The sequence below is a fragment of the Ruegeria sp. D4 genome, assembly GCF_056534475.1.
In genome coordinates, this window is record NZ_JBQFPJ010000001.1 from 678595 (window position 1) to 700630 (window position 22036).

19 protein-coding genes and 3 tRNA genes are annotated in these 22036 nt (G+C 57.0%); 12 read left to right on the forward strand and 10 right to left on the reverse strand.

What is annotated here, in order from left to right:
- Positions 1 to 26: 26 nt before the first annotated feature.
- A complete protein-coding gene (locus tag ACR0MI_RS03400; RefSeq protein WP_170616853.1) occupies positions 27 to 170 on the forward strand; it encodes a hypothetical protein in 144 nt (47 codons plus the stop codon).
- 81 nt (positions 171 to 251) lie between these two features.
- A complete protein-coding gene (gap, locus tag ACR0MI_RS03405; protein ID WP_170616851.1) occupies positions 252 to 1256 on the forward strand; it encodes a type I glyceraldehyde-3-phosphate dehydrogenase in 1005 nt (334 codons plus the stop codon).
- Here the strand turns inward: gap and coaD are convergent.
- From coaD to ACR0MI_RS03420, 3 genes are all read right to left on the reverse strand, one after another.
- A complete protein-coding gene (gene coaD, locus ACR0MI_RS03410) occupies positions 1248 to 1739 on the reverse strand; it encodes a pantetheine-phosphate adenylyltransferase (RefSeq protein ID WP_170616849.1) in 492 nt (163 codons plus the stop codon). The genes gap and coaD overlap by 9 nt on opposite strands.
- An 85-nt stretch (positions 1740 to 1824) precedes the next feature.
- The gene (locus ACR0MI_RS03415; RefSeq protein ID WP_170619007.1) at positions 1825 to 2262 is read right to left on the reverse strand and encodes a CBS domain-containing protein; all 438 of its coding nucleotides are present in this window, start codon (positions 2260 to 2262) and stop codon (positions 1825 to 1827) included.
- A 63-nt stretch (positions 2263 to 2325) separates the two neighbouring features.
- Positions 2326 to 3228 (reverse strand): LysR family transcriptional regulator, encoded by a 903-nt coding sequence (locus ACR0MI_RS03420; RefSeq protein WP_170616845.1) that lies wholly within the window; start codon positions 3226 to 3228, stop codon positions 2326 to 2328.
- A gap of 103 nt (positions 3229 to 3331) precedes the next feature.
- Here ACR0MI_RS03420 and ACR0MI_RS03425 point away from each other — a divergent pair, with 103 nt between their 5' ends.
- Together ACR0MI_RS03425 and ACR0MI_RS03430 are read left to right on the forward strand one after the other, a co-directional pair.
- Entirely contained in the window at positions 3332 to 4831 is a 1500-nt protein-coding gene (locus tag ACR0MI_RS03425; RefSeq protein ID WP_170616843.1) for a CoA-acylating methylmalonate-semialdehyde dehydrogenase, read from the forward strand.
- A 199-nt stretch (positions 4832 to 5030) separates the two neighbouring features.
- A complete protein-coding gene (locus ACR0MI_RS03430; protein WP_170616925.1) occupies positions 5031 to 5615 on the forward strand; it encodes a L,D-transpeptidase in 585 nt (194 codons plus the stop codon).
- A 51-nt stretch (positions 5616 to 5666) separates the two neighbouring features.
- Here the strand turns inward: ACR0MI_RS03430 and ACR0MI_RS03435 are convergent, their stop codons facing one another.
- Positions 5667 to 6146 carry a fasciclin domain-containing protein gene (locus ACR0MI_RS03435; RefSeq protein ID WP_170616841.1) on the reverse strand — a complete coding sequence of 160 codons (480 nt, stop codon included), beginning with the start codon at positions 6144 to 6146 and terminating at the stop codon, positions 5667 to 5669.
- 71 nt (positions 6147 to 6217) lie between these two features.
- A complete protein-coding gene (locus ACR0MI_RS03440) occupies positions 6218 to 7069 on the reverse strand; it encodes a class I SAM-dependent methyltransferase (RefSeq protein WP_170616839.1) in 852 nt (283 codons plus the stop codon).
- A 143-nt stretch (positions 7070 to 7212) separates the two neighbouring features.
- Between ACR0MI_RS03440 and ACR0MI_RS03445 the strand changes: the two genes are divergently transcribed.
- The 5 genes from ACR0MI_RS03445 to ACR0MI_RS03465 all read left to right on the forward strand — a co-directional run bounded on the left by ACR0MI_RS03445 (position 7213) and on the right by ACR0MI_RS03465 (position 11949).
- Positions 7213 to 8328, forward strand: coding sequence for a carboxylate-amine ligase (locus ACR0MI_RS03445; protein WP_170616837.1), 1116 nt, complete (start codon positions 7213 to 7215; stop codon positions 8326 to 8328).
- Positions 8329 to 8451: 123 nt separating this feature from the next.
- Positions 8452 to 9594, forward strand: a complete 1143-nt coding sequence (locus ACR0MI_RS03450; protein ID WP_170616835.1) for an acyl-CoA dehydrogenase family protein — start codon at positions 8452 to 8454, stop codon at positions 9592 to 9594.
- Between the two features lie 7 nt (positions 9595 to 9601).
- Positions 9602 to 10642: an enoyl-CoA hydratase/isomerase family protein gene (locus tag ACR0MI_RS03455; RefSeq protein WP_170616833.1), complete on the forward strand. Its 1041-nt coding sequence runs from the start codon at positions 9602 to 9604 to the stop codon at positions 10640 to 10642.
- 2 nt (positions 10643 to 10644) lie between these two features.
- Positions 10645 to 11517, forward strand: a complete 873-nt coding sequence (gene mmsB / locus ACR0MI_RS03460) for a 3-hydroxyisobutyrate dehydrogenase (protein ID WP_170616831.1) — start codon at positions 10645 to 10647, stop codon at positions 11515 to 11517.
- Positions 11518 to 11625: 108 nt separating this feature from the next.
- Entirely contained in the window at positions 11626 to 11949 is a 324-nt protein-coding gene (locus ACR0MI_RS03465; RefSeq protein WP_170616829.1) for a hypothetical protein, read from the forward strand.
- Positions 11950 to 11964: 15 nt separating this feature from the next.
- Here the strand turns inward: ACR0MI_RS03465 and uvrA are convergent, their stop codons facing one another.
- From uvrA to ACR0MI_RS03480, 3 genes are all read right to left on the reverse strand, one after another.
- Positions 11965 to 14823, reverse strand: a complete 2859-nt coding sequence (gene uvrA / locus ACR0MI_RS03470; RefSeq protein ID WP_480853623.1) for an excinuclease ABC subunit UvrA — start codon at positions 14821 to 14823, stop codon at positions 11965 to 11967.
- A gap of 174 nt (positions 14824 to 14997) precedes the next feature.
- Positions 14998 to 15074 (reverse strand) — tRNA-Asp (locus ACR0MI_RS03475).
- Positions 15075 to 15126: 52 nt separating this feature from the next.
- Positions 15127 to 15203, reverse strand: a tRNA-Asp gene (locus tag ACR0MI_RS03480).
- 222 nt (positions 15204 to 15425) lie between these two features.
- On the opposite strand from ACR0MI_RS03480, the gene ACR0MI_RS03485 reads away from it, so the two are divergent.
- The 3 genes from ACR0MI_RS03485 to ACR0MI_RS03495 all read left to right on the forward strand — a co-directional run bounded on the left by ACR0MI_RS03485 (position 15426) and on the right by ACR0MI_RS03495 (position 18148).
- Positions 15426 to 15500: transfer RNA gene (locus ACR0MI_RS03485), tRNA-Val, on the forward strand.
- Positions 15501 to 15661: 161 nt separating this feature from the next.
- Positions 15662 to 16381, forward strand: coding sequence for a VPLPA-CTERM sorting domain-containing protein (locus tag ACR0MI_RS03490; RefSeq protein ID WP_170616826.1), 720 nt, complete (start codon positions 15662 to 15664; stop codon positions 16379 to 16381).
- A gap of 180 nt (positions 16382 to 16561) precedes the next feature.
- Positions 16562 to 18148 (forward strand): APC family permease, encoded by a 1587-nt coding sequence (locus ACR0MI_RS03495; protein ID WP_170816533.1) that lies wholly within the window; start codon positions 16562 to 16564, stop codon positions 18146 to 18148.
- 98 nt (positions 18149 to 18246) lie between these two features.
- On the opposite strand, the gene lon is transcribed toward ACR0MI_RS03495, so the two are convergent.
- Together lon and tgt are read right to left on the reverse strand one after the other, a co-directional pair.
- Positions 18247 to 20655 carry an endopeptidase La gene (gene lon, locus ACR0MI_RS03500; protein ID WP_170616822.1) on the reverse strand — a complete coding sequence of 803 codons (2409 nt, stop codon included), beginning with the start codon at positions 20653 to 20655 and terminating at the stop codon, positions 18247 to 18249.
- 213 nt (positions 20656 to 20868) lie between these two features.
- Positions 20869 to 21999, reverse strand: coding sequence for a tRNA guanosine(34) transglycosylase Tgt (gene tgt / locus ACR0MI_RS03505; RefSeq protein ID WP_170616820.1), 1131 nt, complete (start codon positions 21997 to 21999; stop codon positions 20869 to 20871).
- Positions 22000 to 22036 lie beyond the last annotated feature (37 nt).

Sequence of the window (22036 nt, forward strand, 5' to 3'; positions counted from 1 at the left end):
GGCGGGCTTTTTCCTGCGGTGCGCAAATGACCAATCAAATCGCCATCTGGCTCGGCCTGTTCATCCTCGGCGGTTTCTTCCTCGACTTTGCATTGTTCGGAACCGAACATTTGTTGTTCCTTGCCAAAAAACTCTACAGCTTTCTCGACTGGCTCGCTTTCTGGCGCTGACAGAGGTTTTACTTGACATTTCCTGTTATCTGGCTTTGTTAGCGCTAACCTTATCCAGGCCCACAATCGACGGAGCAGAAAATGACACTAAAGCTGGCAATCAACGGATTTGGGCGGATCGGACGTGGTGTGTTGCGCGCGGTCATGGAAACAGGCCGTACAGACGTCGAGATCGTGGCAATCAACGATCTGGCAAAACCGGAAATAAACGCCCATCTTTTCGAATTCGACAGCGTCCATGGGCGTTACACACGGCCTGTTCGGTTGACAGATGCCGGATTGGATGTCGGATCCGGACCGATCAGACTTTCCAGTGAACGCGACCCCGAAAACCTGAACTGGTCCGATGTGGACGTGGTTCTTGAATGCACTGGAGTATTTCGCACGCGCGAAGCTGCATCGCGTCACTTCGAAAACGGTTCAAAGAAGGTCCTGATTTCGGCCCCTGCGCGCGGTGATGGCGCGGTCAAGACAATCGTATTTGGGGTGAACGACAAAGACCTGACGGCCGCTGACACTGTTGTATCAAACGCGTCGTGCACAACGAACTGCCTGGCCCCTGTTGCCGCGGCACTGGATTCCGGGCTGGGCATTGTGCATGGCAACATGACGACGGTGCATGCCTATACGGCCAGTCAGCCGGTCCACGATACCGCAGGCAAGGACCCTTACCTGTCACGGGCCGCCGCGTTGTCGATGATTCCCACTACGACGGGCGCAGCATCTGCTGTCGGCCTCGTGCTGCCCCAACTGGCCGGCAAACTGACGGGCCAGGCCATTCGCGTTCCCACACCGAATGTGTCGGTCGTTGACCTGGTCGCCGAGGTGTCGCGACCAACCACGGAGGCCGAAGTAAATGCGCTGTTTACGGGTGCTGCTTCCAGGATCCCGGGTGTTCTGGCTGCCGAGACCCGTCCGCTGATTTCAGTGGATTTCAACCACGATGCCCACAGCTCGACCGTGTCCCTGCCGGAAACAAAAGTCACTGACGGAACACTGGTCAGGGTTCTGGCGTGGTATGACAATGAATGGGGCTTTTCGAACCGGATGCTGGATACTGCCGCCGCGATGGGTGCCCTAGCCTAACCTCTTGCGCAAGGCGTCATTGACGAGGGGCGTAACGAATTTCGATACGTCCCCGTCCAGCCGGGCAATCTCTTTCACAAGTTTCGAGGCAATGGCCTGGTGTCGAGCCTCGGCCATCAGGAAAACGGTCTCAACCGTATCATCCAGCGCCCGGTTCATTCCGACCATCTGGAATTCATATTCAAAATCCGCCACAGCGCGCAATCCGCGCACAATGATCTGGGCGCCAACATCGCGCGCGCAGTCGATCAGCAGATTTTCGAATGGATGGGCGACGATCTCGGTCCCGGTCTGATCGCTCAGATGGGCACATTCGGCCTCGATCATGGCCACGCGTTCTTCCAGCGAGAACAACGGCCCCTTGTCGCGGTTGATTGCAACGCCGATGACCAGTTTATCAACCAGGGCCGAGGCGCGGCGGATAATGTCGATATGTCCCAGGGTGATTGGGTCAAAGGTTCCCGGATATAATCCAACCCTCATCGAGACCTCCTGCGCAATAAAATTTCTGCGCAAGCAAACACAACTCTGCCGCAGGTGCAAGAGGCCCCGTTACATGCAAAGGGCATCAATGCCCCATGATCATGCCTTCCAGCGCATCTTTCTCCATCGCCAGTTCGGACAGCTGCGCTTTGACAACGTCGCCCAAAGTGACGATGCCGACCAGCTTGCCATCTTCTATCACCGGCATGTGTCGAAAGCGCCCTTCGGTCATGCGCGACATGATGTCCTGCACGGAATCCTGCCGCGATGCGGTCACAAGCTCGCGGGTCATGTACGTGCTGACCGGCTGGGTCAGGCATCCGCTGCCGCTTGCGGCAAGTTCGCGCACAATGTCGCGTTCCGACAAGATACCGGCCGCTGTTTCTCCGCCATCATCTGACACAACCACCGTACCGATCCGTTTATCCGCAAGGATCTGGGCCGCCTCGGACACGGTAGCCGAAGGTTGAACGGTCACTACCCCGCTGGTCGCCTTGGATTTGAGAATGGCCTGTACAAGCATTTGCAAAAAACCTCCGGACTAACGTACTGTTTTTTCAAAGCCTTGCCCGAATGTTTGCACCTGTCAAGGTGCAGCTTGAGCCTCAAGCCGCGCGACCTCTTCGCGGATGCCCTGCGTCAACGCGTCGGCAAAGCGATTCAGTCGCTCATTGCGCTGATCTCCGAGGTGCCGGACCAGATGGAAACTGCGTGTCAGACTGACCTGATCCGTCAATATTTTCCGCAGGTTCGGATGGAACGGAAGCGTGAAATCATGCGCGACGCAGATGCCGCTGCCAAGCGTGACCTGGCGCAGCTGAACTGAGACGGAATTCGATGCAAGCGCGACACGGTCAACGCCAAGATCGACGAGATAATCCAGTTCACGATCAAAGATCATATCAGGAATGTAACCAATCATCCGGTGCCCTCGCAGGTCGTCCACAGAATGAATGGCGTCATGCTGTGCCAGGTATTCCTGCGTGGCAACCAGATGCAGTCGGTAATCACTGATCTTCTGGACAAGCAATTTCCCTGCCGTCGGGGCGCTGACGGTAACCGCCATGTCAGCCTCGCGCCGGGACAGATTGATGACCCGCGGCAGGGCCAGAATCTGGATGTCCAGATCCGGGTTTGCATCACAGATCTTTGCGCAGACCTGGGGCAGCAGGTAATTGGCGCTGCCATCAGGTGCACCGATCCGTATCTGACCGCTCAGCGTTTTGGAGGATCCCGTAACTGTTCCGGCTGCTGCCCGCATCGCCTCTTCGGCTTGTAATCCATGCTCGACCAACCGTTCGCCGGCAGTGGTCAGAATGTATCCCTGCTGAGATTTTGAGAATAGCGGTGTTTCCAGCGCGGTTTCCAGCCGGGCGATTCTACGCCCAACGGTTGCAGCGTCGATCTTCAACAGGCGGCCGGCGGCAGACAGGCTTTGTTCACGGGCCACCGCCAGAAACACCCGCATATCATCCCAGTTCCGGTTCATCCAAGGCCTTTGCATTTTTGCAAAACTTCTTTGAGACATTGCCTCTGTTCAAGTGATTTATGCAAGCCTATTGTGCGCGCAACTTACTTCGGAGGAATTCGCTATGACTGAACTGACCCATTTCATTAACGGCGAAAACGTGGCGGGATCGTCCGGCCGCTTTGACGACGTCTTCAACCCTGCAACGGGCGAAGTGCAGTACAAATGCCCGATGGCAAGTGCCGCTGAAACCACTGCTGCAATTGCCAGCGCCGCCGCCGCACAACCGGCCTGGGGCGCGACCAACCCGCAGAAGCGTGCGCGGGTGATGATGGCCATGGTCGGCCTGATGAACCGCGATATGGATAAACTGGCCGAGGCGCTGAGCCGCGAGCATGGCAAAACCATTCCCGACGCCAAGGGTGACCTGCAGCGTGGTCTGGAAGTCATCGAATACTGCATCGGTGCGCCTCAGATGCTGAAGGGTGAATTCACCGACAGCGCCGGTCCCGGCATCGACATGTACTCCATGCGCCAGCCGCTGGGCGTTGTCGCCTCGATCATGCCGTTCAACTTCCCGGCAATGATGCCCCTGTGGCATGTCGGCCCTGCCCTGGCCTGCGGCAACGCCGTGGTGCTGAAGCCGTCCGAGCGTGACCCGTCCGTGCCGCTGATGCTGGCCGAACTGTTCGTCGAGGCCGGTCTGCCGAAAGGCGTGTTCCAGGTCGTCAATGGCGACAAAGAAGCTGTGGATACGCTGCTGGACAGCGAAGTCATTCAGGGCGTGTCCTTTGTTGGATCGACCCCGATCGCGCAATACATCTATTCGCGTGCCACCGCGAACGGCAAGCGCGCGCAGTGCTTTGGCGGCGCAAAGAACCACATGATCGTCATGCCTGACGCGGATCTGGATCAGGCGGCCGATGCGCTGGTTGGCGCAGGCTTTGGCGCGGCGGGCGAACGCTGCATGGCCATTTCCGTCGCCGTTCCGGTAGGTGAGGAAACAGCCGACGCGCTGATCGAGAAACTGATCCCTCGTGTCGAAAAGCTGAAGGTCGGCCCCTACACCGCGGGCGACGATGTCGACATGGGCCCGGTTGTCACCGGCGCCGCGAAAGAGCGTATTCTCGGCCTGATCAATTCCGGCGTGGAGCAAGGCGCGAAACTTGTCGTCGACAACCGCGACTTCAGCCTGCAGGGCTATGAGGACGGCTTCTTTGTCGGCCCACACCTGTTCGACCACGTGACGCCAGAGATGGACATCTACAAGCAGGAAATCTTTGGCCCGGTTCTTTCGACTGTCCGTGCCGGCTCCTATGAAGAAGCGCTGAAGCTGGCGATGGACCACGAGTACGGAAACGGGACCGCGATCTTCACCCGTGACGGTGACACCGCGCGTGACTTTGCCAGCCGCGTGAACATCGGCATGGTGGGCATCAACGTTCCGATCCCGGTTCCGCTGGCCTACCACACTTTTGGCGGCTGGAAGAAATCCATGTTCGGCGACCTGAACCAGCACGGTCCGGACAGCTTCAAGTTCTACACCCGGACCAAAACCGTAACGTCGCGCTGGCCGTCCGGCATCAAGGAAGGTGGCGAGTTCAACTTCAAAGCGATGGACTGATCTGCACATCGGACCTGAAAAACGATATGCCCGGCCTGCCACAGGCCGGGCTTTTTTCGGCGAAGCGTCGCCAACGGGGACCATTTCACGAAAAATTCAGACGAAAAGCTCTGGAAAACCGAACCGGCGGACAATATTTTAGCGCCAAATAAATACCCGAGCAGTTCCTGAACCGGAGGCCAACTTGTCAAATCCCCGCATGACCCGCCGCTCTGCATTGCTGGGCGCAGCGACCTTTCTGGCGACGCCTGCCCTGGTACGCGCGCAAAGCTCTGATGCGTTTCCGCAGGAAGAAGAAGCCATCAGCACGCAGTTGCCGGTGCGCCGCAATGTGTCCTCGTTTTCGCAGCAGAACTGGCAGGATCACTTCAATGAATTGGGCGTCGGATGCCTGCTGGCCGATATTACCAGCCGCGCCGTTCACTACTGGGCCCCGGATGGGACCTATAAACTCTATCCCAGCTCGGTTCCGATGAGCGAGGAATTGACCAAACGCGGGTATACCGAAGTTGTGCGCAAGCGGGAAAACCCCAGCTGGACCCCGACTGCATCTATGCGCGAGCGTGATCCGAACCTGCCTGTGCGAATGGAAGGTGGCGACCCGGGCAATCCGCTGGGAACCCGCGCAATGTATCTGGGCTGGCCTGCCTATCTGGTGCATGGAACGCATGATACGCGCAAAATCGGTCGTCAAAGCTCGTCCGGCTGCATTGGTTTGTACAATCAGCATGTCGAACAATTGTACCCGCTGGTGCAGATCGGCACACAAGTCAGACTGATCTGACAAAAAAACCCCGGCCTCAAAGCCGGGGTTTTTCATTTTTTGTTGGGAAACTTATTCAGGCAGGATTACCGCGTCGACAACGTGGATCACGCCGTTGCTGGCTTCGATATCAGCCTGAACCACCTTGGCACCGTTAACCTTGACGCCGTTCTTGGCGTTCACACTAAGGCGGTCGCCCTGAACGGTAAGCACCTTCGCGCGCTTACCTGCGATGTCCCCTGACATAACTTTGGCCGGAACCACGTGATAGGTCAGGATGGAAACCAACTGATCTTTGTTTTCAGGCAGCAGAAGCGATTCAACGGTACCCTCGGGCAAAGCCGCAAACGCCTCGTCGGTCGGGGCAAAAACAGTGAAAGGTCCGTCGCCTTTCAAAGTGTCAACCAGCCCTGCAGCCTGAACTGCGGCGACAAGAGTGGTGAATGATCCGGCCGAGACGGCGGTATCAACAATATCGGACCCGGCACGAGCCTGCATTGGCAAAGTCAGTGCAATCGCGGCGGCGGCGCCCAGGAATGTGCGGCGAAACATGGCTGTCATCTCCTCTCCAGCTTGTTATGGAAAGGGTTACGGCAGCCCCGGCGTGGCGGATCACTTTGAAGTCAAGATTTTCTGAGCTGAACCCAAATACTCTGCGCCCGACCATCCTTCAGGAATGGCAAGGCCTCGACCGCGTCCGGGCGTTCCCGCTGAAGGTAATATCCCGGCCAAAGCATTGAATATAAACTCGATTGCAGCAATGCGTGCAGCATGTACTGTTCGCCCCATCCGGGGCAATCATAGAAGAAACGAGTGGGGTATTCGTAGGGCAAAAAAACATCGTGCACGTGGATGACGACACCTGGTTTCAGGGCCGGAATGATGCGACAGAACAGATGCGCGACGTCGTTGCTCATGCGGACCACATGGCTGGAATCGATGAAAAGAACGTCGCCTTCTTGCAGGTTTTCAAACAGCGTCGGATCGACCTCTTCCAGTCGTTTTTGTTCAAAATCATCCACGACATGCGCAATATCCGCCCTCGGATACGGATCGATTGCCGTAATGCGGGTGTTCAGCCCGCCATCAATGATCGCCTGTCGCGTGACGCGGGTTGAATTGCCACACCCGACTTCGATCACATGTTTCGGCTTGAATCTACGGATCATCAGATAAAGCGCGTCCGCATCCGGGCTGTCATAGTATCCGTTCCCGATGCGATAGCCGGTCTTGTTGCGCGACGGGTCCTTCAATGCCGCAAGCGCATCGGCATGTTCGTGATATTCCTCGACCAGCGGGCCGACATCGAACCCATCCATTCCCGGAGAAAGGGCATATGCAGGGCGTTCCAATCCGCCAGCCCGTTCAAAGCTTTCCAGCCGGGCGCGCTCATCCCGTTCAGTGACTTTGTCGATCAGCTTGACGCCGAAGCGATCCAGAATTGCATTGGTCCGCGGGAATTTCCTGGGTTTCACGCCGCCGTCTCCGATCCGTGGTTGAACACTCCCCGCTCCTTACCTGTGCCGACCAAGGCTTCGCAAGCACCTGCGCGGCAAACACTTGGCAAAAGGGCAAATTCCGTATTCACTGGCGTGAACATAAAGACCGGAGGGCCGCCATGCAGCAGGAATTCACGCTGGGTATTGAAGAGGAATACCTGCTTGTGGACCGCGACAGCCTGCAATTGTCCGAAGCACCTGCCGCTTTGATGGATGCTTGCCAGGCCGATTTTGAAGGTCAGGTCAGCCCTGAATTCCTGCAATGCCAGATCGAGGTGGGAACCCGCCCTCATGCCACGATTGGCGCGGCCCGTGAGGACCTCAAGCGGTTGCGGTCTTGCGTTGCCACGCGCGCCGCTGAATACAATCTGGCTCCGATTGCCGCATCCTGCCATCCCTTTGCAAAGTGGAAAGACCAGCATCATACACGCAAGGATCGCTATGACGCCTTGCAACATGCCCTTGGCGGTGTTGCGCGACGCATGCTGATCTGCGGCATGCATGTTCACGTCGGCGTCGAAGACAAGGCGCTGCGTGCCGATCTGATGCCACAACTGTCCTACTTTTTGCCGCACCTGCTGGCTCTTTCCACATCCTCTCCGTTCTGGAGCGGTGAAGACACAGGGTTGTCCTCCTATCGGCTGACCGTGTTCGACAACCTGCCCCGAACCGGATTGCCTCCGGTACCGGCCAGTTGGGCTGAATACGAGCGTACGACAGGAATCCTTGTGGAACTCGGCGTCATCGAAGACACCTCAAAGATATGGTGGGACCTGCGCCCCTCGCATCGGTTTCCGACGTTGGAAACCCGTATCATGGATGTGCAGCCCCGGCTGGAACACGCCCTTTCGCTGGCTGCGATGATCCAGGCGCTGACCCGGATGCTGTGTCGTTTGAAAGACCGCAACCTGCGCTGGCGTCACTATGACCGGTTCCTCATCGGCGAAAACCGCTGGCGTGCACAACGGTACGGCGTTGGCGAAGGGCTGATCGATTTTGGCGACCGGTCAATCAAGCCAATGCCTGAACTGATTGGTGAACTGATGGGAATGCTTGCGGAAGATACCGAGGCGTTGGGCACGATGACCGAATTGGCCCGCCTTCGGCAAATTGCGGAAAACGGAACGTCCGCCACACGCCAGCGCCGTGTACACGCCGAGGCCGTGGCAAAAGGGGACGATCCCGGTCAGGCGGTCGTGAAGCACCTGATCGAGGAATTCCACGAAGATCTCTGATATCGCGCACCCGGGCCGATCAATACCATAACCTTACTTCCCGTGATTGCTGATCGTGCAAAATTTCTGTAACGATTGGGAAATAAACAATCGTTCAATTCAGCATCGACGGGAAGGATTGGCATGGATTTCGCGCTGACCGAGGAACAGACAGCTATCTTCGACATGGCCTATGCATTTGGGCAGGAAAACATCGCTCCGTTTGCACGGCAATGGGAGGCGGATGGAACCATTCCCAAAGACCTTTGGCCCCGGATCGGCGAACTGGGCTTCGGTGGCTTGTATGTCTCTGAGGACGCAGGAGGATCGGGTCTGAGCAGGCTGGATGCAACGCTGGTTTTTGAAGCTTTGTCCATGGCCTGCCCGTCGGTTGCAGCCTTTCTGTCGATCCACAACATGTGCGCAAAGATGCTGGACAGTTTCGCCAGTGACGAGCTGAAATCACGTATCATGCCGCAGGTGCTCAGTCTTGATACGGTCCTCAGCTACTGCCTGACCGAACCGGGCTCGGGCTCGGACGCTGCAGCCCTCAAAACCCGCGCCGAGCGTACAAACGAAGGTTACACGCTGAACGGCACCAAGGCGTTTATCTCGGGCGGTGGCTACTCTGATGCTTATGTCTGCATGGTGCGCACAGGTCAGGATGGTCCAAAGGGGATTTCGACCGTTTATGTCGAAGACGGAACGCCCGGTCTCAGCTTCGGGGCGCTTGAGCAGAAAATGGGTTGGAAAAGCCAGCCGACGGCGCAGGTGCAGTTCGATGACTGCAAGATACCATCGGGGAACCTGGTCGGCACCGAAGGGGATGGATTCAAGTACGCCATGATGGGACTGGACGGCGGGCGTTTGAATATCGCCTCCTGCTCTCTGGGTGCGGCGCAAACCGGCTTGGACATGACCTTGCAATACATGTCCGAGCGTAAAGCATTCGGTCAATCCATCGACCAGTTTCAGGCCCTGCAGTTCCGCCTGGCCGATATGGAGATTGAACTGCAGGCCGCGCGCGTCTTCTTGCGGCAGGCCGCGTGGAAGCTGGATCAAGGCACGCCCGATGCCAGCAAGTTCTGCGCGATGGCCAAAAAGTTCGTTACCGAAACGGGATCAAAAGTCGTCGATCAATGTCTGCAGTTGCATGGCGGGTACGGCTATCTGGCCGATTACGGGATCGAAAAGCTTGTGCGTGATCTGCGTGTGCATCAGATATTGGAAGGCACCAACGAGATCATGCGCGTGATCGTCGCCCGCCAGATGCTTGCCCAACGCTGAGGATCAAATGCCAGATATCGACATCCGTGTGACAGGCCGCGCCGGGCGCATCACTTTGACTCGGCCCAAGGCGCTCAACGCTCTTAGTTATGACATGTGCATGGCCATAGACAGCGCCCTGCGGAACTGGCGCGAAGATGACTCGGTTGACCTGATCATTATTGATGCCGAAGGCGACAAGGCCTTTTGCGCCGGAGGTGACATTGCCGAGCTTTATGAAACGGGCATGAAAGGCGATTTCGCCTATGGTCAAACCTTCTGGCGCGATGAATACCGGCTGAATGCCCTGATCTTCGAGTACCCCAAACCGGTGATCAGCTTTCTGCAGGGTTTCACAATGGGCGGCGGTGTTGGCATCGGGTGCCACGGAAGTCACCGGATCGTGGGCGAGACCGCGCAGATCGCATTGCCTGAATGCTCCATCGGACTGGTTCCGGATGTCGGCAGCACGCTGATGCTGGCCCTGGCGCCCGGCCGGTTAGGTGAATATCTGGGGACAACCGGACGACGCATGGGGCCAGGTGATGCGATTTATGCCGGATTTGCCGATCACTATATCCCGCAGTCCCAATGGTCCGATCTCATGGAGCTGCTCGAAGCCTCTGGTGATGCCGAGATACTGGCCAAACACGCGCAGACTCCGCCGGAGAGTACATTGGAGCAGGACCAACCTGTGATCGATGACATATTCTCGGGCGAGGCGCTGGGCGACATCCTGACCAATCTGCGTAACGCTGATCCGGAATTTTCCACCAAAACTCTGGCCACACTCGGACGGCATTCACCTTTGTCGATGGCGTGTTACGTAGAAATGCTGCATCGATTGCGTGGGCCATCGCTGACGATACGCAAAGCGTTGGAACTGGAATTCCGGTTTACGTTCCGCGCCATGGAACACGGGGATTTTCTGGAAGGCATTCGCGCGCAGATCATAGACAAGGACCGCAATCCTCGGTGGAGCTTTGCGGATCAATCCGTACCCGCAGTCGTTGTTTCGAAAATGCTGCAACCACTGGGCGCGGACGCACTGACATTCGAGGAGGAATAAGGATGAAAATCGGGTTTATCGGCCTTGGCAACATGGGCGCACCGATGGCCGCCAATCTGGCGAAGGCCGGGCATGTCGTGGTTGGCTTTGACATGGCAGACGTCACGGTCGAAGGGGTCACCATGGCATCTTCCGGGGCCGAGGCCGTCGCCGGAGCAGACGTGGCAATTACGATGCTTCCAAACGGTCAGATCTTGCGATCTGTCGCGGACGAGATTGTTCCGGCCATGCAGAAAGGCGCCACCTGGATTGATTGTTCAACCGTCGACGTCGACAGCGCGCGTGCGGTGGCGGATCAGGCCCTAGCTGCCGGGCTAAGAGCCGTTGACGCTCCGGTTTCAGGCGGTATCGGGGGCGCCGCCGCTGGTACGCTGACTTTCATGGCAGGTGGTTCGGAAGAAGCGTTTGCAACGGCTGAACCGCTGTTCGACATCATGGGCCAGAAGGCCGTTCATTGCGGCGACTCCGGCGCAGGTCAGGCGGCAAAGATCTGCAACAACATGATCCTCGGCGTCACCATGATCGCGACCTGTGAGGCTTTTGCACTGGCCGACAAGTTGGGGTTGGATCGCCAAAAGATGTTTGATGTCGTCAGTACATCGTCCGGATATAGCTGGACAATGAACGCCTATTGCCCTGCCCCCGGTGTTGGCCCCACCAGTCCGGCCGACAACGGCTACAAACCAGGTTTTGCAGCAGAGCTGATGCTGAAGGATTTACGCCTTAGCCAGCAGGCCGCGGAAGGGTCGGATGCGGACACACCCATGGGCCAGGCTGCAACGGCCTTGTATGAACAATTTGTCGAAGCTGAAGATGGGTTGGGGAAAGACTTTTCCGCCATGCTGCCCCGGTTTGAAAAGAGAGGCCGGAGCTGAGGCGCGTAAAGCAGTTTTTTGCTGACCCGAAAATAGTTGTTTGTCGTCACTTCTTTGTCCCGGTCTGTACGTGCTAAAACCAGTGCAGAATAATTGCAGGGGCCGCCGATGAAGACTCTGAGAATTTTTGGATCCATCGCTTTGCTGGTGATCAGTACGGCTGCGGTCGAAGCTGGCAACGGAAAGGCCGGGCACTGCCCGCCCGGTCTGGCCAAAAAGGCAGTCCCCTGCGTGCCACCAGGACAGGTCAAAAACCTATATCGGACGGGCGACCGTATCGAACGGGACTATGTCTGGATCGACGATCCCTATCGATACGGCCTGAAACGAGGCGGCAATTACGTTCGCGCCGGCGACTATGTCTACAGAATCGATCCTGAAACGCGGAAAGTTCTCAACCTGATCGGCGCCGTGGCGGATATCCTGTACTAGGAAACTGACGGGCCGCTATTCTGCAGCGACCCGGTCCAAATTCAACATCGGCCTGAGGTAGTGCCCGGTATGGCTGCCCTCACACTCCGCAACTTGCTCGGGTGTGCCCTCGGCAACAATCTGTCCGCCGCCATCGCCACCTTCCGGGCCAATATCGATGATCCAATCGGCGGTTTTGATCACATCCAGGTTGTGTTCGATCACAATGACCGTATTTCCCTGATCTACCAGTTCGTGCAGTACTTCCAGAAGCTTACGGACATCTTCAAAGTGCAGGCCGGTGGTCGGTTCATCCAGAATATACAGCGTCCGCCCGGTCGAACGTTTGGACAGTTCCTTTGAAAGCTTGACCCGCTGCGCCTCACCACCCGAAAGCGTGGTGGCCTGCTGTCCGACCTTGATATAACCCAGACCAACCCGCGCCAGTGCGTCCATCTTGTCGCGAATGGAAGGCACAGCTTTGAAGAAGTCCTGCGCGTCTTCCACCGTCATATCAAGAACATCCGCGATGGACTTGCCCTTGAATTTGATCTCCAGTGTCTCGCGGTTGTACCGCGCACCCTTGCAGGTTTCACAGGTCACGTAGACATCCGGAAGGAAGTGCATCTCGATCTTGATGACCCCGTCACCCTGACAGGCCTCGCACCGACCTCCCTTGACGTTGAAGCTGAACCGTCCCGGTTTGTACCCTCGTGCCTTGGCCTCGGGCAGACCGGCAAACCAGTCGCGGATCGGGGTGAACGCCCCCGTGTAAGTTGCTGGATTTGAACGCGGAGTCCGCCCGATCGGCCGCTGGTCGATGTCGATGACCTTATCCAGATGCTCCAGTCCCTTGATCGTGTCGCACGGCGCAGGTGTCTGGCGCGCGCCATTCAGTCGCATCGACGCCGTTTTGAACAGCGTCTCAATGGTCAAAGTGGATTTCCCGCCGCCGGAAACTCCGGTCACACAGACAAACTTGGCCAAAGGAAACTCAGCCGTCACATTCTTCAGGTTGTTCCCGGTCGCATTGACCACCGACACCTTCTTCTTGTTGCCCTTGCGCCGTTCAGCGGGCACTGCGATCTCGCGCGTTCCGGCCAGATATTGCCCCGTGATCGAGGCCGCATCCGCCGTAATTTCCGCAGGTGTTCCGTGGCTTACGACCTGCCCGCCATGCACACCGGCGCCGGGACCAATATCAAAAACGTAATCAGCCTCACGGATGGCTTCTTCGTCATGCTCAACAACGATCACGGTATTCCCTTGATCGCGCAGGTTCTTGAGCGTTCCAAGCAGACGGTCATTGTCGCGCTGGTGCAACCCGATTGACGGCTCGTCCAGCACATACAGAACCCCTGTCAGACCCGAACCGATCTGGCTGGCCAACCGGATCCGCTGGCTTTCGCCACCAGACAGGGTTCCACTTGAACGTGACAGCGTAAGGTATTCCAAACCAACATTATTCAGGAATCCAAGTCGTTCGCGGATTTCCTTCAGAATTGCGCGCGCTATCTCGTTTTTCTGCGTGTTCAGATGGTTCGGAGCATCCTCGATCCAGGCCAGAGCCTCCTTGATCGACATCTGAACCACCTGCCCAACATGCAGGCCCGCGATTTTGACGGCCAGGGCTTCGGGACGCAGACGGTAGCCATCACATGTCCCGCAGGGGCGGTTATTCTGATAGCGCTCGAATTCTTCACGGATCCAGGCGCTGTCGGTCTCGCGGTAACGGCGTTCCATATTGGGAATTACGCCCTCGAAACTGCGAGTCACTTGATAAACCCGTCCACCTTCGTCGTAACGGAACTGTATTTCCTCGTCGCCCGACCCCCGAAGAAACACCTGCTGCACCTTCTCCGGCAGGTCTTTCCATGGGGTGTTCTTGTCGAACTCAAAGTGGCGGGCGATGGCTTCGATGGTTTGAAGGAAGTACGGCGATTTACCCTTTCGCCACGGCGCCAGTGCACCATCATACAGTTTCAGTGTCTGGTCCGGCACCACGAGACGCTCATCGAAGAACAGTTCCACTCCCAGACCGTCACAATCCGGGCATGCCCCAAAAGGTGCGTTGAACGAGAACAGGCGCGGCTCGATCTCGGGGATCGTGAAGCCACTGACCGGACAGGCAAAATTCTCGCTGAAAGTGATACGTTCGGGGTCTCCTTCGCGTGGCGCGGTTTCCAGAATCGCGATTCCATCGGCCAGATCCAGCGCGGTCCGCAGGCTGTCGGCCAGACGTGTTTCCATCCCTTCGCGTACAACCAGACGGTCGACTACGACGTCGATGTCATGGCGAAACTTCTTGTCCAGAGTGGGCGGCTCATCAAGTTCATAGAACTCCCCGTCCACCTTGACGCGCTGGAAGCCCTGCTTACGCAGTTCGAGGAATTCTTTTTTGTACTCCCCTTTCCGGTCCCGCACGATGGGTGCCAGAAGGTATCCGCGCGTCCCTTCCTCCATCGCCATGATGCGGTCGACCATGTCCTGCACCTGCTGCGCTTCAATGGGCAGACCCGTGGCAGGGCTGTAGGGCGTCCCTGCACGCGCGAACAACAGTCGCAAATAATCATAGATCTCGGTGACCGTACCAACGGTGGAGCGTGGGTTCTTCGACGTCGTTTTCTGCTCGATGGAAATCGCCGGGGACAGGCCGCTGATATGGTCAACGTCGGGCTTTTCCATCATGTCCAGAAACTGGCGCGCATAAGCGGACAGGCTTTCGACATAGCGCCTTTGACCTTCGGCATAGATGGTATCAAAGGCCAGCGACGACTTGCCCGAACCAGACAGACCTGTAATCACCACAAGCTGATCCCGTGGAATGTCAACATCAATACTTTTGAGGTTATGCTCGCGCGCTCCGCGCACCTCGATATTCTTCAGCTCAGCCATTTCGGCCCCCAACAGACAAGTGTCCTAGAAATAGGCGAGCCAGGCTGAGTCTCCAACACAAAAGTTAGAACAAAGTGTGAACAGTCGGATTATTGCCGACAACTCCTGACATTAGCCCCATGTCGATTGCCCCAATGGGCAACTGTTTTCGGTCATTCAACGAAATCAGGGAAATGGCGCGGTTGACGGGGCTCGAACCCGCGACCCCCGGCGTGACAGGCCGGTACTCTAACCAACTGAGCTACAACCGCGCATTTAGGGTCTATGTCTGATCCATTGACCCGGATCAAAGGCTGGCAGCGATGGCGCGGTTGACGGGGCTCGAACCCGCGACCCCCGGCGTGACAGGCCGGTACTCTAACCAACTGAGCTACAACCGCCCGCTGCCCGTTCGCTCTGAACGTTGGGGTGTATTATGGCCACGCCCCGGCATCGTCAAGCGGCGTTTTCAAGTTTTTTGCCTTATCCTGATTTTTTCCCGAACCCACCCTTTGAACAGGCGCCGGGTTCTGCGTGAAATGCGCTGAGGGCAAGCAAAGTTTCTGCGCCACCTGCATCTGATCTTGCGAACCGGACTGACACACTGTAAGAGGCGGCCTCACGGGTGATTAGCTCAGTGGTAGAGCGCTTCGTTCACATCGAAGATGTCAGGAGTTCAAATCTCTTATCACCCACCATCTTTTCAATGACTTGTCGGATCTGGCGACAGGAATGGGTGCCAGAAGCCAAAACGCGGCCAGGCGTCCAAGCCTCATTTCTCTAAAAGAACCGCCTCTACGATCAGTTGCAAAGTGATACTTCGCTATCTAATCTGCAGACATTGATAGAGGGTATTGCGATGAAACATATATTTGCGGCGTTAGCCGTGTGCTTGGCCAATGCAGCCAGTGCTTTGACGGTTACGTTCGATCACAACCCGGTTTATCCCAATGCGGGTGGTGGACCTGCGACGTCCAACGGGTTCATCTACGATTACAGCACGACCTATCTGGGAGGGAACTACCTGTACCTGCATTCCGATAGTGGCATTCTGACGTCAACAATCAGAGCCATAAGCGGAACAACATTCACGGCAAAATCTATTGATGTTTGGGGCGCATTGCGGATTTTCATGTCGGGATCGGGGCCTAGACCGGCAGACGATAACAGCCAAGCCTACTTCCAGTGGGCAACGTCAGGAATTGCGCCGGTGGCAACTCTGACTTTCACTGGAGTGCGAAACGGGGCTACGGTGGCTACGCAGTCGATCGGCCCGACGCAGACACAACTTACGTCGGACAGTGTCATACCGAAACTAAAGAAGCTTAGGTTATCTAGCGGGTTCTCTCATATCGATCAGTTGATACTTACCGTGAACAACCCGATCAGTGGCCCCTATTGGAATGACTTGTACGACCCGTTCGGACCCAACACGGTTTGGTGTAACGATTGGTGTGCCAGTTATCGGGTGGACAATCTAAAAGTATCAGCCGTTCCGCTGCCCGCCAGCGGACTGCTACTGATAGGCGCAATAGCTGGGCTGTTTGGAATCAGGCGACGTAGAATAACCGCCTACTAGAGTCTGGCTGGGAGCCCGGTGACACCTAGGCTGGCTTACGCGTGCCGCCAGAACTGTCTCAATACCAACAAGTTGAGCTGATTGAGGGTTGCTCGAGAGCAAGCTTGTCACAGCGCGATCCCCCCGCCTATCCTGACCGGAATTGATCGGTAATTCCGGGCATTGTTTTCAGGATTGTTTATGGCTGAATTGAAGCGCGATATTGGTCTTGTTGGCCTGACGTTCATTTCGGTTGGTGGCATTATTGGCTCGGGCTGGCTGTTCGGGCCTATGCTGGCCGTGCAGCATGCTGGTCCTGCGGCCATCCTGTCCTGGATTATCGGCGCGGTTGCCATGTTTGTTCTGGCCATAACATTTGCCGAAATCTCGGCCATGCTGCCGATATCCGGTGGAATTGCACGGGTGCCTCAGTTTTCGCATGGCAACATAGTCTCGATGGCCATGGGGTGGACAGCCTGGATCGGATATAACACCACCGCACCAATCGAAGTTGAGGCGATGTTGAAATACCTCGCGCCCTATGCGCCCTGGCTGCATGCTGCGGATACCGGCGATCTGACCGGGGCTGGCATCGCGGTTGCGCTGGTTTTCATGCTTCTGTTCGTCGCGGTCAACGCATTGGGGGTGAAGTTTTTCACGCAGGTCAACGCTGCGCTGACGTGGGCCAAAATCGCTATCCCTATCGTTCTGTCGATCCTGCTGATCGCGACACGGTTCAACACCGAAAACTTCACTCAGCCAGGTGGTTTTGCGCCCTATGGATTGCAGGGCATCATGGCAGCGGTGTCGACCGGAGGCGTGATATTCTCTTTCATCGGATTTCGCCACGTCGTCGACATGGCCGGTGAAGTTCGAAACCCCAAATTCGCCATCCCCGCAGCCCTGGTTCTATCCATCGTTATGTGCGCGGCCCTGTATCTGGGACTTCAGATCGCATTCATCGGCGCGCTTGATCCCGAAATGCTGAAAAACGGTTGGGCACAATTGAACTTTGGCGGTCAGGGTCCGCTGGACGGAATAATCATGTCCGTGGGGATCATCTGGTTTCTCAGCCTGCTCAACATCGGCTCGGTAATCGGACCTTTTGGCAACGGATTGGTGGCCACTGGCTCGAACGCGCGTATTGCCATGGCGTTGTCCAAAAACGGCTTCCTGCCGCAACGCCTGCAAATGCTGTCTTCGTTCGGCGTGCCGCTTTGGGCACTGGCGCTGAATTTTCTGATCGGAACGCTCTTCCTGCTGACCGTACCTTTCGCCACAGTAATCGCGTTGAACGGAGCGGCCATCGTCCTGTCATTCGCCGTCGGCCCAATCGCCGTGGTCTGCTTGCGCCACCTCATGCCCGATCACCCACGTTCGATCCGCATCCCGGCCGTCAAGGTGGTCGCCGTCACGGCCTTTGCCGTTGCCACATTGGTCGTCTACTGGAGCGGTTGGGACACGGTCTGGCGACTTGGCATTGCATTGATCGTTGGAATGGTTCTTCTGCTGCTGCGGTTCCGCAACCGTCTTGACGAAATGGACGTGACCGAAGCTTTGTGGCTGGCGCCCTATTTTGCCGGTATCGGGCTGATCTCTTTCCTTGGGCAATTCGGCGAAGGCGCGCAAAAGCAGATCCCCTTTGGTTGGGATATTCTGCTGTGTATCCTGTTTTCCGCCGTGATCTTCAGTCTTGCCGTCCGTTCAGCCCTATCCACTGAAAAGTTTCAGGAATACATCGCCGAAGAAGAAATACTGGATCCCAAGGAACCCGTTGTCGGGTTCTGAATAACCGAGTGACCCAAATGAAAAAGCCCGCCGCAATTGCCGCAGGCTTCTCCATATTCTCTTAGGTGGCCAGTATCCCGGCCCTGACTTCCGGTAACTTAATGTGCAGTCGCCGACGGTCCGGTGCTTTCGGGTGCCTTGGCGGCGGCTGCCGCTGCTTCCTCGGCCGCTTCGTCCCATTCGATGGGATCTGGCGCGCGAACAAGTGCCTGTTCCAGAACTTCCGAGACATGCTTGACCGGAATGATCTTAAGGCCTTCCTTAACGTTATCCGGAATGTCCGCCAGATCCTTCTCGTTCTCTTCCGGGATCAGCACCGTCTTGATGCCTCCCCGCAGGGCAGCTAGCAGCTTTTCTTTCAAACCGCCAATCGGCATTGCATTCCCGCGAAGCGACACCTCGCCCGTCATGGCAATGTCCTTGCGCACCGGAATTCCGGTCAGGACCGATACGATCGACGTTACCATCGCCAAACCGGCCGAAGGACCGTCCTTGGGGGTTGCCCCATCCGGAACGTGCACGTGAATATCCAACGTGTCGAACTTGGGCGGTTTCACACCGATCTGAGGTGAAATCGACCGCACGTAAGACGAGGCCGCGTCGATGGATTCCTTCATCACGTCGCCCAGCTTGCCGGTGGTCTTCATCCGCCCTTTGCCGGGCAGTTTCAGCGCCTCGATATGCAGCAGATCACCCCCTACCGAGGTCCAAGCCAGACCGGTAACAACACCAACCTGATCGTCCTGCTCAGCAAGACCATAGCGGAACTTCGGCACGCCCAGGAATTCATCAAGATTGTCCGGCGTCACCGTGACGGATTCAGCCTCTTTCTTGATGATCTTGGTCAGCGATTTCCGCGCCACCTTGGCGATTTCACGTTCCAGGTTCCGCACCCCGGCTTCACGGGTGTAGATGCGAATGATCTTCTGGAGCGCCTCGTCAGTCAGATCAAACTCCTTGGTTTTCAGACCATGGTTCTTGACCTGTTTGCCGATCAGGTGCTGTTTGGCGATCTCGCTCTTTTCCTCTTCTGTGTAGCCGGCCAGCGGGATGATCTCCATCCGGTCCAGCAAAGGCCCGGGCATGTTGTAGCTGTTCGACGTGGTCAGGAACATCACGTTCGACAGGTCATATTCCACTTCAAGATAGTGGTCCATGAACGTGCTGTTCTGTTCCGGGTCCAACACTTCCAGCATTGCCGAAGCCGGGTCGCCACGGAAGTCCTGCCCCATCTTGTCGATTTCATCGAGCAGGATAAGCGGGTTCGTGGTCTTCGCCTTCTTCAGCGCCTGGATAATCTTACCCGGCATCGACCCGATATAGGTTCGACGGTGGCCCCTGATCTCGGATTCGTCGCGCACGCCACCCAGCGAGATTCGAATGAACTCGCGCCCCGTGGCTTTAGCAACGGATTTACCGAGCGAGGTCTTACCCACACCCGGAGGGCCAACGAGGCACAGGATCGGACCTTTCAGCTTCTTCGAACGCTGCTGCACCGCGAGATACTCGACGATCCGTTCCTTGACCTTCTCAAGCCCATAGTGATCGGCATCCAGAATATCCTGCGCCCGGCCCAGATCCTTTTTGACACGGGACTTGGTGCCCCATGGCAGCGACAGGATCCAGTCCAGATAGTTGCGCACAACGGTCGCTTCGGCAGACATCGGCGACATGTTCTTGAGCTTCTTCAGCTCGCCTTCCGCCTTTTCCAGCGCCTCTTTCGACAGCTTGGTCTCGGCGATCTTGGCTTCCAGTTCGGCAACTTCATTGCTGCCGTCTTCGCCATCGCCAAGTTCCTTCTGAATGGCCTTCATCTGCTCGTTCAGATAATACTCGCGCTGCGTCTTCTCCATCTGGGATTTGACGCGGGTCTTGATCTTTTTCTCGACCTGCAGAACCGACATTTCGCCCTGCATCAGGCCGTAGACCTTCTCGAGCCGTTCGCTGACGGACAGAGTTTCCAGCAACTCCTGCTTTTGCTCGACTTCAATGCCCAGATGACCCGACACGAGGTCAGCCAGCTTGGCGGGCTCAGTTGTCTCGCCAACTGCTGCAAGCGCTTCTTCGGGAATGTTCTTGCGCACTTTGGCATAGCGCTCGAACTCGTCCGCAACGGTGCGCAGCAGCGCCTCGGTCGTGGTCACATCGCCGGGTATCTCGGTCAGATACTCCGCACGAGCTTCGAAGAAATCGTCGTTTTCGAGGAATTCGGTGATCTGCACGCGTGCCTGCCCTTCAACCAGCACCTTGACGGTGCCATCGGGCAGTTTCAGCAGCTGCAGAACGTTCGCCAGAACACCGGACTGGTAAATCCCTTCGATGGTGGGATCGTCGTCACCCGGATCAATCTGGCTGGACAGCAATATCTGCTTGTCGTCCTGCATCACTTCTTCCAGTGCACGGACGGATTTTTCCCGCCCCACGAACAGCGGCACGATCATGTGCGGAAAAACCACGATGTCGCGCAAAGGCAGTACGGGGTATGAGGAATTCAGAGGCTCTTGCATGCTCAATCCTTATCATTGGCAAGACGGCACTGGTCCCTAGAAAGGCAACCTTTGGCCATCTCCTGTCTTGGACGATAAAGGTGGGGCGCTGACCGCCTGTTTTCAACCTCATCGCCGTTTGTCGGCAATCAGAATGACCGGATGATTTACCGACTGCAAGGCGTCGCGCTGACATATCCACGAATTTTGTTGAAACCCAACCCGATTTGCCGCCTAAACAGGCTCAATATCCCCTTCCGCACGCTGCGCGTGAAAGTCACCTTGCCAAGCCGCAAACCGACCTTCGTAAATAGCGTCTCGCATTCCCTGCATAATCTCTTGAAAATAGTGCAGATTGTGCCATGTCAGCAGCATCCCCGAAATCATCTCGTTCGAACGGAAAACATGGTGAAGGTAAGCGCGCGAGTAGTTTGAACAGGCCGGGCAACTGCAGGCTTCATCCAGCGGGCGCGGGTCGTCCGCGTGACGGGCATTCTTGATGTTGACCACACCGCGACGGGTGAAAACCTGCCCTGTTCGCCCAGACCGCGACGGCAGCACGCAATCCATCATGTCGATCCCGCGTGCGACGGCACCCACGATGTCGTCAGGCTTGCCAACACCCATCAGGTAACGGGGCTTGTCCGAGGGAAGATAGTCCGGCGCGTATTCAAGGCAGTCGAACATGGCTTCCTGCCCCTCGCCCACGGCCAGACCGCCGACGGCATAGCCTTCGAAGCCGATTTTCTTCAATGCCTCGGCGCTTTCCTCGCGCAGGTCGCGTTCCAGCCCGCCTTGCATGATCCCGAACAGTGCATGGCCCGGACGGTCCCCGAACGCCTCGCGCGACCGGCCGGCCCATCGCATCGACAGGCGCATGGATTCTGCGATGCGGTCCCGATCGGCTGGCAACGCTGGGCACTCATCGAAACACATGACGATGTCCGATCCCAAGAGCCGCTGGATTTCCATTGACCGCTCGGGCGTCAGTTCATGTTTTGATCCGTCGACATGGGATTTGAAGGTCACGCCTTTTTCCGTCAGCTTGCGCAGCCCGGCCAGCGACATGACCTGAAATCCACCCGAGTCCGTCAGAATTGGCCGCTCCCAGTTCATGAATTTATGCAATCCGCCCAGGCGATCGATCCGCTCAGCGGTGGGGCGCAACATCAGGTGATATGTATTGCCCAACAGGATATCGGCCCCCGTCGCGCGCACGCTTTCCGGCATCATCGCCTTGACGGTCGCGGCTGTCCCGACCGGCATGAAAGCAGGCGTGCGAACCTCACCCCTCGGGGTATGGATCACACCGGTTCTGGCCTTGCCGTCGGTGGCCTTTAGGTCAAAGGAAAAACGGTCTGTCATTGTGTCGCCTCGGGGTCGCTGAACCGGGCAGGATTTG